13 protein-coding genes are annotated in these 16,388 nt (G+C 39.9%); 7 read left to right on the top strand and 6 right to left on the bottom strand.

The genetic code is table 11. The features are described from left to right. Positions 1-93 precede the first annotated feature (93 nt). Both IQ31_RS02990 and IQ31_RS02985 read right to left on the bottom strand, forming a co-directional pair. Positions 94-1,002, bottom strand: a complete 909-nt coding sequence (locus IQ31_RS02990) for an NAD(P)/FAD-dependent oxidoreductase (protein ID WP_088162094.1) — start codon at positions 1,000-1,002, stop codon at positions 94-96. Between the two features lie 10 nt (positions 1,003-1,012). Next, on the bottom strand, positions 1,013-1,531 hold the full coding sequence (locus IQ31_RS02985; protein ID WP_244294313.1) for a class I SAM-dependent methyltransferase: 519 nt from the start codon (positions 1,529-1,531) through the stop codon (positions 1,013-1,015). Positions 1,532-1,883: 352 nt separating this feature from the next. Here IQ31_RS02985 and IQ31_RS02980 point away from each other — a divergent pair, with 352 nt between their 5' ends. Further along, positions 1,884-2,546, top strand: a complete 663-nt coding sequence (locus IQ31_RS02980) for a DUF1349 domain-containing protein (protein ID WP_145327065.1) — start codon at positions 1,884-1,886, stop codon at positions 2,544-2,546. Positions 2,547-2,597: 51 nt separating this feature from the next. On the opposite strand, the gene IQ31_RS02975 is transcribed toward IQ31_RS02980, so the two are convergent. From IQ31_RS02975 to IQ31_RS02960, 4 genes are all read right to left on the bottom strand, one after another. Then, on the bottom strand, positions 2,598-3,377 hold the full coding sequence (locus IQ31_RS02975) for a helix-turn-helix domain-containing protein (protein WP_145327064.1): 780 nt from the start codon (positions 3,375-3,377) through the stop codon (positions 2,598-2,600). 35 nt (positions 3,378-3,412) lie between these two features. Further along, positions 3,413-5,968, bottom strand: coding sequence for a BamA/TamA family outer membrane protein (locus tag IQ31_RS02970; RefSeq protein ID WP_145327063.1), 2,556 nt, complete (start codon positions 5,966-5,968; stop codon positions 3,413-3,415). A 90-nt stretch (positions 5,969-6,058) separates the two neighbouring features. Then, a complete protein-coding gene (locus IQ31_RS02965) occupies positions 6,059-6,484 on the bottom strand; it encodes a GNAT family N-acetyltransferase (protein ID WP_145327062.1) in 426 nt (141 codons plus the stop codon). A 55-nt stretch (positions 6,485-6,539) separates the two neighbouring features. Then, entirely contained in the window at positions 6,540-6,995 is a 456-nt protein-coding gene (locus tag IQ31_RS02960) for a DUF1572 family protein (RefSeq protein WP_088162099.1), read from the bottom strand. 499 nt (positions 6,996-7,494) lie between these two features. Here IQ31_RS02960 and IQ31_RS02955 point away from each other — a divergent pair, with 499 nt between their 5' ends. The 6 genes from IQ31_RS02955 to IQ31_RS02930 all read left to right on the top strand — a co-directional run bounded on the left by IQ31_RS02955 (position 7,495) and on the right by IQ31_RS02930 (position 16,205). After that, positions 7,495-8,808 carry an ATP-binding protein gene (locus IQ31_RS02955; protein WP_088162101.1) on the top strand — a complete coding sequence of 438 codons (1,314 nt, stop codon included), beginning with the start codon at positions 7,495-7,497 and terminating at the stop codon, positions 8,806-8,808. A gap of 90 nt (positions 8,809-8,898) precedes the next feature. Then, entirely contained in the window at positions 8,899-9,498 is a 600-nt protein-coding gene (locus IQ31_RS02950) for a TetR/AcrR family transcriptional regulator (protein WP_088162102.1), read from the top strand. Between the two features lie 78 nt (positions 9,499-9,576). Continuing rightward, on the top strand, positions 9,577-10,779 hold the full coding sequence (locus IQ31_RS02945) for an efflux RND transporter periplasmic adaptor subunit (protein WP_145327061.1): 1,203 nt from the start codon (positions 9,577-9,579) through the stop codon (positions 10,777-10,779). A 14-nt stretch (positions 10,780-10,793) separates the two neighbouring features. Beyond that, positions 10,794-13,982, top strand: a complete 3,189-nt coding sequence (locus IQ31_RS02940; RefSeq protein ID WP_088162104.1) for an efflux RND transporter permease subunit — start codon at positions 10,794-10,796, stop codon at positions 13,980-13,982. A gap of 24 nt (positions 13,983-14,006) precedes the next feature. Continuing rightward, positions 14,007-15,434 carry an efflux transporter outer membrane subunit gene (locus IQ31_RS02935; protein WP_145327060.1) on the top strand — a complete coding sequence of 476 codons (1,428 nt, stop codon included), beginning with the start codon at positions 14,007-14,009 and terminating at the stop codon, positions 15,432-15,434. Positions 15,435-15,722: 288 nt separating this feature from the next. After that, positions 15,723-16,205 (top strand): DUF4822 domain-containing protein, encoded by a 483-nt coding sequence (locus tag IQ31_RS02930; RefSeq protein ID WP_145327059.1) that lies wholly within the window; start codon positions 15,723-15,725, stop codon positions 16,203-16,205. Positions 16,206-16,388 lie beyond the last annotated feature (183 nt).

Below are 16,388 nucleotides of genomic sequence, written 5' to 3'. Positions count from 1 at the left end.
AGACAGCATTTACGCATCAGGAAGTTTTTGTGATATACTTCCTGATGAATTAACAAATTGCGATCACAGCCGGAAAACCGATCAATGCGGCCACTAAAAAACCTCGTCGACAAGTTCTTTATTAACCATTGCTCCAGCTAGGTTTCCTGTCGCAACAGCATTCGCCACCGAACGCATCATACTAGAATTATCTCCACAGGCAAAAACTCCTGCAAGTGAAGTTTTTTGAAAATTATCTATTTTGATATGTCCCTGTTCCGTTATTTCACAACCTAGTGCGGCAGGAATAGCCGAATGTTGCCTGAAAGGAATGGCAGCATAAACAGCATCAAAGGCAAGTTCACGACCGTCTTTTAATTGTACCTGCTGAACCCATCCATTCTTGTGCTGGATTTTACCTATTTCTTCTTCAATAATCGAAATACCGTGTAACTTCAGTTTTGCTTTCTGCTTAACATCAAAACTAGCCTTACCCGAAGTCAATAGCGTTAAGTCGGACGAGAGATTGTGAACCAAACCTGCAAGGTGAAGAGCTCTTTCACCATTGGCCATAATAGCAGTTTTTCCTTTTCGAAACTCATAACCGTGACAATATGGGCAATGGATAACCGAAATTCCCCAACAGGCTGAAAATCCTTGTATACTAGGCATAATATCTTCCACACCAGTCGCAAAAATGAGCTTTTTAGCCTGAAAAACGTCCCCATTTTCGGTGGTTATTTCATACCCTGTAGCTGTCTTCGTGCCGCTCACAGCAAGCCCTTTCTGGAACTTGACACTCGGGTAGTTCAGAACTTCTTCCCTTGCTTTTTTCGCTATACTGAGCGGCTTTTCACCATCATGCGTGATGAAATTATGGGAGTGCGGCGTCTGTCGATTACAAGGTAGCCCACTATCGATAATCAACACATTCCGCAAGGAACGTCCCAATGCCATCGCTGCAGAAAGCCCCGCATAACTTCCCCCAACAATAATTACCTCATAGCTTCTATCATCTTTCATATATACATTATTAAATATTAATCCTTTTCTGACAAATGATGAAGTAGAATGGAAAATTTTCCTCCACTTCCCTAATTTCCATTAATCCATAGGGGTCGAATTCGGCATGAATGGAATCAACATCGTAAAAGAACATATGTACTCCACCAAACATTGCAAATCGATCAGTGCCTATGGCCTCCCCCTTTCCGTAGATGCTTGCTTGCTTTGATACGGACGTAAAAATCATATAACCTCCTTCAGCCAATTGGTCAAAACAATGCTGGATTAACGCATTACGTTCTTCAGCATCCAATAGATGAATAAGCCCGTAACAAAATATACCCTCATATATATCCTGATCAAAAGGCATTTCATTAACTGAACCATGATGGATAACCGTATCTGCCCCAAAGGATTTCCGGGCGAGCTCTATTGCCGTTTTCGAGATCTCAATGCCTGTAATTTTTATTCCATTTTCCAAAAAAGGGCGACCGTTGCGACCGTAGCCGAACCCAGGAATCAGTATATTTTTGATGTTGTGTTCCAAAAAAAGCCTACTGCAAACGTTGTAGACTTTGCGGCTTCATCCCCCCACATTTCTTGCTTCTCTATAAAATTACGTTCCCAAAATTCCATACTACTGTTGCTTATATTGTTTAAAATTGAAATCGATGCTGTTAGCTATACCAATTCGGTACTACAATGGATTAAAAGTCTACTCAGCGAAGATAGTATTTTTCACTATTGCAACTATGTAGCAAAAACGTTAAATGCAATTAAATTGCAAATAAATTACAATAGGATGAATTATTGAAATCATGGTTATTTATCAGTATTGAAAACCTGTGCTATGCTTAAATATCTTTGCTGAAAATGAATATCATCACAAAAACAAAAACATGAAAACTATAAAGACATTTTTAGCAGCTTCATTATTTCCATTGCTTACGATACAGGCCAGCGCACAAAAATTGGATAAGATGCTTTGGTTTAACGAACCAACAGAATGGAACATCAAAGACAATTCGCTTTCGATGTTCGTTACGCCTAAAAGCGATTATTGGCGTATCTCTCATTATGGATTTACAGTAGATGACGCGCCCTTTTTCTATACGCTACGCGGGGGAGAGTTTGAAGTCAAGGCGAAGATCTCGGCGAACTATCAAACCCGGTTCGATCAAGCAGGTATTATGCTGCGCATTGATCATGAAAACTATATAAAAGCAGGAATCGAATTTGTTGACGGAAAATACAATTTAAGTACAGTCGTTACGCATAAAACAAGTGATTGGAGCATTGTTCCGATCGATAAGGAAATCTCCTACATCTGGATCAAAGCGATACGTCGATTAGATGCTGTAGAATTTTTCTATTCCTTTGATGACAAGGAGTATATTATGATGAGAAATGCCTGGCTACAGGATAATCACCCTGTTATGGTCGGTCTAATGGCAGCTTCACCAGACGGCAATGGCTTTCAGGCCAAATTTGATTATTTTACGATCAAACACCTTGCAGACCAACGTCGAAGCAAATGGCTGAAAGAGAATAATTCAAACTAAAAATACCGACGCCCATCTATAAGGCTGCCTCAGGTGGGCGTTGTCTTAAATCTAGTCAGTATGATCCCGCTGCATCTTGTTAAACACACTCACTGCTTCATATGAATTTCGTACACGAAGCTTTTGGAGTATATTTTGCCGATGCCGATTAACTGTATTTATACTCAGACCTAGTTTTTCGGCAATTAGCTTGCTAATCATTCCCTCCTTGATACAGCTTAAAATTTCTTTCTCGCGTGTGCTAATCGAAGTTTTTGCGCCATAACCATCCAGGTGATGAACCACGCCCGTTACCTGATTGAGAATATAATTTCGGAGATTGACTGATGTTTCAGTTTCTGGTAATAGGGTATAACAGCATAAAGCCAACTGTGGAAATTCCGGTCCCGGGGTGTCCAAGTAAAAAATTTGATGGGACAGCTGCATGATTTGCCCCTCTCTCCCCTCGACCCGCAGGACACTGTTTGCTTGATAATTAAATCGCTCCGCCAGATCCATTTTTTTGACCAAGTCAAGAAATTGAAGCTCCAAAGCATGCTTGATGGCCAAATCGTCGGGGTAAACACGTTCGAGAAGAAAATCTTCCCAAATACCGTTTATTTCCAGTTTCTTTTCATCTGCAGGAAGATGAAGTCGCTCCGCAATTGTCCCTAAATATGTATAACTCCAGTTCGCTGTCAGGTCACTCAGTACAGCTATACCATTATGAATGTCGGCAAAAGTTTTTGCGTAACTCTTATAGTGTTTTAGCACAGACAAATCAATGCTGCTATTTCGTAGTCCACGCTCCGAAAAATTCTTATCTAATTTTTTTTTGATCTCCGATTTCATTTCATTTCACACTTAAAAAGCTTCATTTTAGGTCTTTAAAAAGAAAGTCCAACCCGAAGATAAGGCAATGTTGCTTCTTTACTAAAACCAATTACCCCCTGAATAGTGAGCAGGTCTCCAGGCATAAAATAAATTCCACCGCCGTACCCCATATGCCAGTCATTGGAATTTTCATGACTCATCCATACCCTTCCGACATCATAAAAACCAATTGCCCCGACTGTTCCTGGGACGATATAAGAAGAGTAGCTAAATAATTTTAATCGCATGTCAAAATTATTATAAAGCGCTGTTTTCCCAGTGAACCGTCGGGAATTATACCCTCTTAAGCTCATTTCCCCTCCAATTTGCGCATGCTGATAAAAATAGGGATCTCCCCATACCGCATCAAATCCCACACGATTTGCGAAAGTAATATAGTTATCGGCAACCGTTTTATAAAAACTCATGGAATGCTGCAATTTTGTATAGTTGCGGCCCTCCCCTCCAATTTCAGCATTCCAGCCCAGCCTGGTATGTACGTGTACTCCAGATTTAGGATTGGCCATATTATCACGTGTATCATAATCTATCCCGCCAGTAAGCCCAGTGAAGAAATTACTCCCATAGATAGGTTCCGATGGATATTTTTGATGGAATTCCTCAAAATAACGTCCAACATTATTCGATTCTTTACTCGTATAATATTCGGAAGAAGATCCATAGAACACCTTGAATTTAGGTTCTAGGTACTTTTCCAGAAAAATGTCACCGCTCACAAGATCAAATCGATTTCGGTAATACGAAATGCGCTTTGAATCCGATTTATCGAAAATAGTATTGTTTCCATATCCAAAGAAATTACTCAGGTTTTTGGGACCAAGGGACGAAAGATGAATATAAAGATCATGCCCTGCAATGAGATCTTTATAATTCCCTTTGTAATCAAACATAAATGATTCGCGACCGGTCAAATAACTGCCTAGAAACTGATGCCGATAGGCATAAGGCTTCTTTCTGAACCCCTGATTCTCGATCATATACCCCAGTCCAAAAATAAGTCCACGATCAACCCCATAATCTAGGTTAAAAACGACCCCTTTACGGTCATAGATAAAATTTTCATAGTCAAACTTATGGACAGCGCTGTCTTTGCTCAACTTCAGATGAATAGCATCATCAACCTGCATAGCACCCGGCACCTGATTTTTACCATCATAGATATAAACTTTGCTACCATTGGCAAATTTATCAGTTGTACGATATAGATTCTGTCCATCCCCCCCAATTAGCCGGATCTTTATGGGCGATTTGCCCGATCCATGTAACTTATATTCGTCAGTGCCCGATATGCCATATATACGAACTTCTTTGGTCTGATCAGGTACAAAGGTGCGTTTTAGCAATTTTCGTCCTTCGGTACCATCTTTTTTCTTGTTGTGGATATTGACAGTGACCGAGCCATCCTTATTGTAATCGACATCCACAAATTCAGATTTGGCGGACAATGGTAGTTCAACGACACGCGCAAGAAATCGATAATAGGTCAGTCCGCTTTCCATCAGCTCGTCCCTTCTTGAACGAATATTTGTTTCCAATTCATTCGCACTCATTTTCACAATTGTATCAGGCATCGTTAACATCGCTTGATGAATCAACGAATCCGTCAGTGTTTTCTGAACAAACTGTATTTCGTCAATCCATTCATCCTCTGTAAGATGAGTGAGAAAAAAATGATCAAAAGTACTCGCATTAAAATTCCAATGGGGCACATTTCGAATATGTGGACTAAAGGGTTGCAAATGAGCCTTCAGCCATTGATAGGAAAGTAATGTGGGAAATACCCCCGAAGTTTTATAATATACCTTATCCCGATCCCTTGGGACGGGAGTATAGATCTTTTTACCTTTTTCCTTTTCGGGATCCCAACGCCAATTATCCTGATGACGATCCCAGTCCCCCAGCGTAAAATCGAGCATCCGCGCACGTAGTGTGAGCTTCTGATCAATTTGCGTATCGTTGTCTTCCAACACTTTACGCATTACTTTTGCGCTATTATCTGTTTTTTGATCCTCAAAAGGGGTGCGCGCCTCAAACATGTAGGCCCTATTTTTAAATACCTCACGATACTCGCCGAACCTAGGGTCATCTCCTACAAAAACCAGTTCTGGCGAAGCTGAAGGAATACCTAAGGCTTTATTAAATGGCGGAACGGTCAATGCACCAAATGGATGATGTATCGAAATCTGATCTTGTACTATATCTTTTGCAAATGTCTTTCGAAGGCTTTCCGGTAGGCTACGTTCAGGGTATTTCTGAATAGACCTAAGAACCCACTCCCTACCCATAGAATCTACCAGTCGAAGTGACTGTGTCTGCATGCCACCACCCAACTTAACAATCTGAAGCCCGCCCCGCTCTGTAGCGAGATCCATCACACGCATCTTAACAGGAGTATTATATAATTTACGGTAACTATCTCCAAGCCAAAATCGATGCAGTAAACCCACTCGGTCATATTCAGGTGCGATCACCGTGGTAATACTGTCCATACGTTGTGCATGCGAATTAAAAACACAGCAACAGGCAATTAATGTAAAGATTCTTCTCATTTTATCTAAGTCGGGTCTTCGAGAAATCAACAGTCGATACAGGTAGAATGTTTGATGGTCTCGATATCTAATTGGGCTAAAGTTCACCTTTTAAAGCAAAGAATCAAAAACTTTCTGCTCCTTTTTTAGTATAAAACCACTATTTTGATAAAACGTATGGCTCTCGGTCCGAATGATATTGCATCTTACACGCAAACGGTAGCAATCGAGGGACCTAGACCAATCGGATGCCGCATGCAATAATAATCGGCCTAGCCCCCGACCTCGATATTCTTCATCGACAACCAAGCCAATGATTTCTACATAAACACCAGTCTCCATACTGATGACCTGATGAAGTTGAATCCAGCCAACTGTTTTATTGTCAATAATCCCCACAAATACAGCATACTCCTGCTTCCGCAACAGATCCTCCAAAATAGTTTTCGTTCCTTCAATATCGGCTGGATAACCCAGCTGTTCGGTCAAGGTTGCGAGATCCGGAGCATCAGATAATACCGCTTTTCTTATGTCCATACTATAAATTTGTTTCCTATGTTGTAGAACAAGAATAGGTTTACCAATACATTAACTATACCTCAGGTTGATCCAGCAGTCGCCGGTGATAGTTTATTTGGCCAAGGTGATAAGTTAGATGGGTGGTCAGATGAACAAGCAAATACTGCGTTGTTGTTTTTTCCTCAAACACGAGTATGGGATATATCTCAAGAAGGTTCTCCTCCGACAACAGATCCAGAGAACGTGTAACCACATCAATCGTATCATCTATCTGATCTAATAATCGTGTTCGAGGAATGTCTTTTAACGAAAACTCAGCCGCTCGATCTCTGATATACCCAGTCTTGCCTATTTCAGTACCAATATATGTTTGAAGATTTCCGATCAGGTGTAAACATAAGTTGCCAGCTGAATTGGAAATATCACGTTCAATAAGCCATATATTTCCTTCCTGTTTGTACAAAGAAATTTCATCACGCAGCCTGTTTAAGTCCCGTCGGAAAAGGTTTTTTAAAGTTTCTATAAGCATAGACTAAATTTAGGTATATTTTCTACCAAAAAAGCAACTTCTATATCAACACATCAACTTTAGCCGTCAATGGCCATATGTATACGAATGAAAAGTATACATCTCCACATGATATTATGTAATTTTAAACTACTTAAAGCCCAGTAACCATGAAGATAGTTTCAAATTCCCCAAAGAAAACTTGGGTAATTTTTAGTGTAATGACAGTTGCGGCCACCATTCTCTTCGCTAAATGCGATAGTCCATCCGATGGAAATGACAGATTGGGCTTTCCAATTCCTTTTTATGAATATATTGGCGGCAAACGCTCAATTGAACCTGAGAATCGAAGTAGTTTCAATTTTATTTGTCTTCTTTTCGATCCTATTATCTATTTGGACTTGCTTATTTTTTCACATTTTTAATCAAGAGATCTAAAAAATAGTGTACATTGAAATGGAATTAATCGACCAAATTATTTCCATCTTTTTTACAAGTTTTAAGCTAAACCGCCTTTACGATGAAGAGGAGCACAAAAATAACCAACCAAAGTATCGAATCTGCAGGACTTCCCAAAGACCCTAAACATGCCATTGCTGAATATATCTGGAATGGATTTGATGCAAAAGCCACACAGATCGAACTCTCCATAGACAGTAATGAATTAGGCTACATTAATCGTATAAGCATACAGGACAATGGTGAAGGCATACCCCTAGAGACACTTTCTTCCTCATTTGGAAACTTTTTGGATTCTATAAAAAAGAACAGCCTCAAACGCAGCTCCTATACAAGAGGAAAAAAGGGAAAGGGCCGATTTTCTTTCTCGCTTTTTGCAACGCGTGCAATTTGGAATACTGTTTTTCAGAAGGATGAATATTTCTCAAACTACCGAATTCAAATCGATCGCGAAAGTAAAGAGCAATACGATATCAGTGAAAGCTCGCCGGTAGGACATAAAAATACAGGAACACAAGTTACTTTTGAAGGCGTTTTTGGACTTAATGCTACTGTTTTTGAAAGCGATGACTTTAACAATTTCCTCGCACAAGAATTCGGTTGGTTTCTTTACTTGAATAAGGAAAGGGATTACGCCATACGCGTCAATGGAAAGCTGTTGGTTTATGATCATTTAATCCAGGAGACAGACCAGCTTTCGTGGACAGGCTATAGCCCGGATCGTGATACTTCTTATCATTTCACCATCAATTACATTCGCTGGAACCAGCAAATTGGTGATCGATATTATTATTATTTTCTTAATAGTGATAAAAAGGAAATTGCCAAAGTACTTAGCAGTTTCAATAATAACGCGATCAATTTCCACCACTCTGTCTATGTGGAATCTACTTTCTTTGATCATTTCGAACAACAAGATATCCTCCTATCTACAGAAGATAATCTTTTCTCGGGGAAAGCCAAACAAGTTATTTATCGAAATTTACTTGCTGAATTACGTGATTTACTCGATAGAAAGCAAAAAAAATATGTACTTGAGCACGCTGTCGCTGTAAAATTAACAGATCTTGAAAGAAAGGGCCTACTACCCGCCTACAACAACTCGGAAGAGGATAAAAAAAGAAAAAACCTATTGTTAGCATTAGTACAGGAATTATATATTGTAGATCCACGCATTTTCTTCGGCATTAAAACAGACCTTATCCGCACCTATCTTGGTTTCATCGACCTGTTATTACAATCGGAAAAAAGTACGGAAATTCTCCCTATCATCGAACAGGCACTTCCCCTAACTGAGAAAGAAAAGAATCGCATAAAACAGATTGTAACCCTTGCTGCAAGCCCTGAAAACGCTTCTTCCAAACCGAAAAAATAAGGCCTTTTTATTTAATGACTTTTAGATGTCAATAAATAAAATTAAAAGTATCACTTTTGCCTAACACTGTTAAATTATTTACACATTAGCATGGGTAGTAAAGAACGCATACAACGGCTCAAAGATGAAAATAGAACCAATATTCTAGATGCTGCGCTCCAAATCGTCAAAGAAGAAGGATGGCAAGCCCTGAGTATGCGCAAAATTGCAGATATCATTGAATATACTGCCCCCATGATATACGAGTATTTCGCCAATAAAGATGCCATTTTGATGGAACTTGCCAACCAAGGCTATCTCCTGCTTGCCAAAAAAGTAAAGCAAGCCAAATCAACTGAAACCGATCTGGAGAAGCAATTGGAAGCAATGTGGTTTAGCTATTGGGATTTCGCCTTCGAAGAACGGGAATTATATCAGTTAATGTTCGGTGTGGGAACTGCCTGTTGTGGATTTGAAAAAACGTATAAATGTGCAGAATCCCATGGGAAATTGATAAGTGATGTCATCCGTGAAATCATGAAAGAGAAAAATCCATCCGAAGAATTGATCTGTAGAAAGTATTTCACCTACTGGTCTATTATACATGGATTGATTTCGATCAATCTGGTAAACCAAGGTAATGGCGAAAATACCAATCAAGAAGTATTAAAGGATGCTATTTACGGCATCACACGCTCCCTGACTGACTAAATTTTTTTACAGCAAAAAATACAACGTTAAAAAATCTAACACCGTTAAATACACCAAAACTTCAATTTTTAATATCACATGAAAACAAATTTATCACCAAGTCTTAAAAAGATTTACGTTCCAGCACTTAACAGTGTTAAACGAATTAATATCGTAAAGACGGCATATGTGTTGAGTGCAATCTTTCTATACAGTTGCTCAACCGGAACAAGTAAACCCATTGATCCACCACCAGTTAACCTCCCGGTCGTTACCATCGAGAACGGTAACGAGACCGTTTACCAGGAATATCCAGCGACTATTGAAGCTTCCGCCAATATTGAGATCAGACCTCAGGTAGAGGGAATTTTGGAAAACATCTATGTCGATGAAGGAGCCAAAGTAACTAAAGGTCAAGCACTTTTCAAGATCAACGACCGCCCCTATCAGGAACAATTAAACCAAGCGAAGGCAAATTTACTGGCAGCAAAAGCTAGTCTGGAAAATGCGGAGTTAGAAGTCGAAAAGAAAACAAAGCTGGTGAATACCAAAGTACTGACAGACTTCCAGCTAAAAACAGCTATTAGCGCACGTAATGCCGCTAAAGCAAACGTACAATTGGCACTATCGGCCGTTGAAACTGCAAAAATCAATGTCGGATATACGCTAATACGGGCTTCAGCCGAAGGATACATCGGTAGATTACAGCGCAAGCAAGGGAGTTTGGTTGGTCCTACAGACGCACAACCACTTACCGCATTGTCAAATGTAAGAGATCTTCATGTTTATTTCTCACTGGGAGAAAATGACTTTATCGCATTCAAAAACAATACAGAAGGGAGCAACTTACAACAAAAGCTTCACAACCTCCCTCCGATCAGCCTAGTTCTTTCGGATCAGACAATTTATGATCAGAAAGGAAAAATAGATATGGTGGACGGGCAGTTTGATAAAAATACCGGTGCGATTACACTTCGTGCAACGTTCAACAATCCGGAGGGAGTTTTACGCAATGGAAATACGGGGCGTGTAAGACTACAGAAGAAGTATGAACAAGCATTATTGGTACCGCAGCTTGCTACCCTTGAAATGCAGGATAAAATCTTCGTTTATACCGTTGGTAAAGAAAATAAAGTTGTTCAACAGCCTATTACTGTCATTGGAAAAAGTGGTGCAAACTACCTGGTAAGTAAAGGACTGAATGCGGGAGATCGAATTGTCTACAAAGGCATTGACTTGCTTCAGGATGGTCAGAAAATTACACCACAAGCCTTATCAAGAGATAGCATCAATTCATTATAATATTAGAAAATCACATGCTTAAGAAATTTATAGAAAGACCTGTACTTGCTACCGTTATCTCCATATTACTTGTCATATTGGGGGTGATTGGTATCCTCAAACTGCCATTGCAGCAGTTTCCCGATATTGCACCGCCCGCAGTGCAAGTAACGGCATTATATCCTGGGGCAAATGCCGAAACCGTCCTTCGTGCCGTAGCCCCCTCACTCGAAGAGTCAATCAACGGTGTTGAAAATATGAGCTACATGAGCTCTACCGCCAGCAACGACGGTTCGTTAATGATTACGGTATATTTTAAACTTGGTACAGACCCTGACCAAGCTGCTGTAAACGTCCAAAATCGTGTGGCTCAGGCAACCAGCCAATTGCCAGCTGAGGTTGTACAAGCCGGGATCACCACCGCAAAACAGCAAAACAGCTTGATCATGGTATTGGATCTTTATACGGAAGATCAGAGTAAATACGATCAGACCTTTATTACCAATTACGCCCAGATCAATATCATTCCTGAACTGAAGCGGATACCCGGCGTGGGACAAGCATTGGCATTTGGTGGTAGTAAAGACTACTCCATGCGTGTATGGCTCAATCCAAATCAAATGGCGACCTATAAATTAACGCCTGAGGAAGTAATGGCCGCCATCCAAGATAAAAACGTCGAAGCTGCTCCGGGTAAATTCGGAGAGAGCAGCCGTGAAGCTTTTGAATTTGTAATCAAATATAAAGGTAAACTCAACCAGCCAAGTGATTACGAAAATATTATTATCCGCTCCAATACAGACGGTTCTGTATTAAAACTCAAAGACGTCGCTCGTGTCGAACTGGGATCTTATACCTATGCGAGTCATACGCGCATCAACGGTAAAGCAGGATTGAATATTGGGGTCATGCAGCTTGCAGGTTCGAATGCAAATGAAATTCAGATTGCCATTCAAAAATTCATGGAGAAAGCCTCTTTAAGCTTTCCAAAAGGTGTCAAATATCTCGTTTTATACAACACAAAAGATGCACTTGATCAATCCATTGACCAAGTAAAACATACACTAGTTGAAGCATTTATACTGGTATTTTTAGTTGTCTTTCTATTCCTTCAAGATTTTAGATCGACATTGATACCAGCGATTGCGGTACCGGTAGCCATCGTGGGAACATTTTTCTTCATGCAGCTCTTCGGCTTTTCAATCAACCTACTGACTTTGTTTGCTCTGGTACTAGCCATTGGGATTGTCGTCGATGACGCGATTGTGGTTGTGGAGGCTGTTCATGCCAAGATGGAGCATGAAAATCTCCCGCCTAAGCTTGCTACGACATCTGCCATGAGTGAGATCACAGGCGCCATCATCTCGATTACATTGGTGATGTCTGCCGTATTCCTTCCCATCGGCTTTATGGAAGGTTCAACCGGGGTATTTTATAGACAATTTGCTTTCACCTTGGCGATTGCAATCGTTATTTCAGCAATCAATGCCTTGACACTAAGCCCTGCGTTATGTGCGCTCTTCTTAAAACCAACGCATCATGGTCATGCTGATGCCAAGAAACTTAATTTCAAAGAGCGTTTCTTCGCTGGATTCAATGTCGGATTTGATCGGTTGACGAAGAATTATTTAGGTAGTTTACGCTTCTTGATCCGTTATAAGTGGGTTGCATTTGCAGGATTGGGAATTACCCTACTTTTGACTGTATTTATGATCCGTAAAACACCTACTGGATTCATCCCATCAGAGGATCAAGGATTCATTGCTGTATCCTTATCTATGCCAGCAGGTGCTTCTTTGGATCGTACCTCTGGAGCATTAGCCGAAGCAGAGAAGCAACTTCAACATGCTGATTTTACCAAAACTTTAAATGTACTTGCTGGTTTCAATATTTTGACACAATCCACAAGTCCATCAGCAGGTGTTGCATTTATCCTCCTTAAACCACATGAAGAACGTGGTAAGATAAAAGACATCAATGCTATTATGGCCGATGTCAATCAGCGATTGGCAAATATCAAAGGCGCAAATTTCTTTGTCTTTACCTTCCCTACTGTCCCAGGATTCAGTAACGTGGATGGTCTGGATATGGTACTGCAGGACCGGACCGGTGGACAACTCGGAAAATTCAGTGGCATAGGCCAAAAGTTTATTGGCGAATTGATGAAACGTCCAGAAATTATGATGGCTTTCACAACCTTTAAAGCGGATTATCCACAATATGAACTCCAGGTAGATGATATCAAAGCAGAACAACTTGGCGTAAGCACAAAAAGCATTTTACAGACTATGCAAGCCTATTTTGGTAGTGCCCAAGCCTCAGATTTTAATCGTTTTGGAAAGTATTATCGTGTGATGGTTCAAGCTGATGCCAAGGATAGAAGTGAACCAACTTCAATGGACGGTATTTTTGTAAAAAACAGATTGGGAGACATGGTTCCCATCAATACATTAGTCAAATTAGAACGTGTATATGGTCCGGAAACTGCATCTCGTTACAACTTATTTAATTCGATTGGAATAAATGCGATACCAAAACCAGGATATAGTTCTGGAGATGCTATCCGTGCGGTTGAAGAAGTTGCAAAACAACAATTGCCGACCGGATTTACTTATGAGTTCTCAGGTATGACTAAAGAAGAAATTGTCTCCGGAGGCCAATCCACATTGATTTTTATTCTCTGTCTGATATTCGTTTATTTTCTGCTTGCGGCACAATATGAAAGCTATATCATTCCATTGGCGGTTATTCTCTCCATTCCTACAGGTATATTTGGGGTCTTCGCAGCAATTAGCTTCACTGATATTGCCAACAACATCTATGTACAAGTTGCACTCGTTATGTTGATTGGATTATTGGCCAAAAATGCCATTCTGATCGTAGAATTTGCCATCCAAGGGCGTAAACAGGGACTATCAATTCCTAGTGCCGCACTTAAAGCAGCGAGATTACGTTTGAGACCTATTATTATGACTTCTTTAGCTTTTATCGTTGGTATGATTCCAATGATGACAGCGGTAGGTCCATCAGCGCAAGGAAATCACTCAATCAGTATTGCCGCTGCGGGAGGGATGTTCACTGGAGTAGTTTTAGGACTCTTTATTATCCCTATTCTCTTTATTTTCTTCCAATTTATCCAAGAGAAAATAGGAGGTTCTCCAAAGCAAAAACAACATGAAAACAATGCCGTTTCGTTGGAAATACCCGTGCATACAAACAATTAGTATATCATGACAGCATTTAAATATATGAATAGTAAATCAAAATTACTGACGGTTTTCATCTTATCCTTTGTCGCATGGTCTTGCAAAACAGATAAGTTGGTCAGCAATCAACACCTTGCCCCCAACTTACCCGAACAGTACCGCGACCAGGCTAAAGCTCCGCAGGAAACTAGCATAGGTTCTATTCCATGGCGTGATTTTTTTAAGGATCAAGTCTTACAAACCTTGATCGATAGTGCTATACAACATAACTTAGATATGCAACTGGCACTAAAAAATATAGAAGCGTCTCAACTGAGCCTGAAACAAGCAAAAGCAAACTATCTTCCCACGGCCCAACTACAGATCCGCGGAAATAGTACCAACCCATCCAATAATAGTATGAATGGATTGAGCCTGGGGCAGTTTTTAGGCCAACACCATGTGGAAGATTATACGGCATCCTTAGGTTTATCCTGGGAGGCCGACATATGGGGTAAAATCAAAAACCAAAATATCGCTGCTTTAGCTTCCTATCTACAGACAGAAGAAGCGAAAAAAGTAATTCAAACCCAATTAATTGCACAAGTTGCACAAGGTTATTATCAACTACTGATGCTTTATCAATTGCGTGATATCGCCAAACAAAACTTGCAATTGAGCGATACAACTTTACGCATTGTCCAGCAACAATATGAAGTTGGTGACATTACGCTGCTTGCGTTGGAACAGGTCGATGCGCAGCGATTGTCTGCAGCTGCCTTGATCCCAGACTTTGAACAACAGATCCGTATTCAGGAAAATGCCATTCAGATTCTTAGCGGAAAACTCCCGCAGGAAATTAAAATAGGGGAGAAATTGTCGAATATTCAATTCCCCGAAGAATTAGCAACTGGCGTCCCAGCCGATTTGTTAAGTCATCGTCCGGATGTAAAACAAGCTGAACTGGCTATTACAGCTTCACAAGCTTATCAACAATACGCAAAGGCACGCATGTATCCTTCCTTGGTTATTAGCGCCGAAGCAGGAGTAAATGCATTCAAGGCAAGCAATTGGTTCAACTTACCGGCTTCATTATTTGGGGCAATTACAGGAAGTATTACGCAGCCAATTTTACAGCGGAAGGAATTGAAAACTCAATATGAACTGGCACGTGTCGAACAAGAAAAGAACGTACTGATCTTCAAGCAAAAAGTAATCTCAGCAGCTGGAGAAGTTTCCGATGCTTTAATTTCAATTCAAAAATTGAAAGAAAAACAAAAGATTACTTTGGATAGAACGACACGTCTAAAGGAAGCAACGAAGCACGCCAATCTTTTATTTGAAACAGGAATGGCCACTTACTTGGAAGTAATTACAGCACAAAGCAATATCTTGCAAAGTGAGCTCGAACTTGCTCAGGTAAAAAAAGCGGAGCTTTCTGCAGTTGTTGACCTGTATCGTTCATTAGGTGGTGGATGGAGCAACAATTAATGCTGTAAAAAAAGCAATTTTCTAATTTTATTATACATATCTGGTAGATGGGGGGCTTTCGGGTCCCCTGTTTTATTTTTATCCGAAGCGCATTCTTCCATCACCTTTAATTTGTTTCCATGTAAAGCATACTTCAAAGCAAATTAAAAGCAAGCTTTTTCTTTTGTTTAACCTTCTTGTACAACGCGATCTCATTCAATTTATAAATCCTTCAAACCTTGGAATAAAAGAGACAAATGCAGCTGAAACAATGCGATTATTTTTGTGACATCATATAAATTTTATAAAATGAGAGATTTAAAAAAAATTGTATTAGCGGTATGTATCGCCTTAAGCACATTAGTAGCGATGAGCTGCAGTAAAGATGACGAAACTGTTGTTGAGCCACAGCTTACACCAAGCGAAATATTGGCCAGTACACCCTGGGAAACAACAAACGCAAAGAATAATAAAGGAGAAAGTGTAGTGTTAACAGATGCTAACGTGTCAAATTTTGTAGGATTTGCTTATTTCAAATCTGACGGTACATTTACAATGTTCAATCTTGACAATTCTCCCAAAATGCACGGCGACTGGACCGTATCTGCAGATGGTAAAACGAGAACAATTGTTGCTAAAAATGCTGCTGGTGAAACATTGTTTACTCGTGTGGTTGATATTACTGTATTAACGAAGAAAGAATTCACGTATAGAGTTTATCCAAACGCGAATGACAAAACAATCTATTTCGATATTATCCATACACCAACAACGCATCAAGAGCCAAAATAATTTACACGATAACACATCGAAAAAATAGTTACTTCAGTAAAACAGAAAGGCTTGACGAAACGATGTCAAGCCTTTCTGTTTATAGCTAAAAACGAGCCCCTTAACCAGAGTCATTCTTTTACACTGTTATATCAACAGATCACAAAAAAAACAATAACAACAAGATTTACAACCCATTAAAAA

This window comes from Sphingobacterium siyangense, from assembly GCF_007830445.1.
GTDB lineage: Bacteria > Bacteroidota > Bacteroidia > Sphingobacteriales > Sphingobacteriaceae > Sphingobacterium > Sphingobacterium siyangense.
Note: the sequence above shows the minus strand (reverse complement) of the source record. Positions and strands in the feature narration are given on the sequence as shown.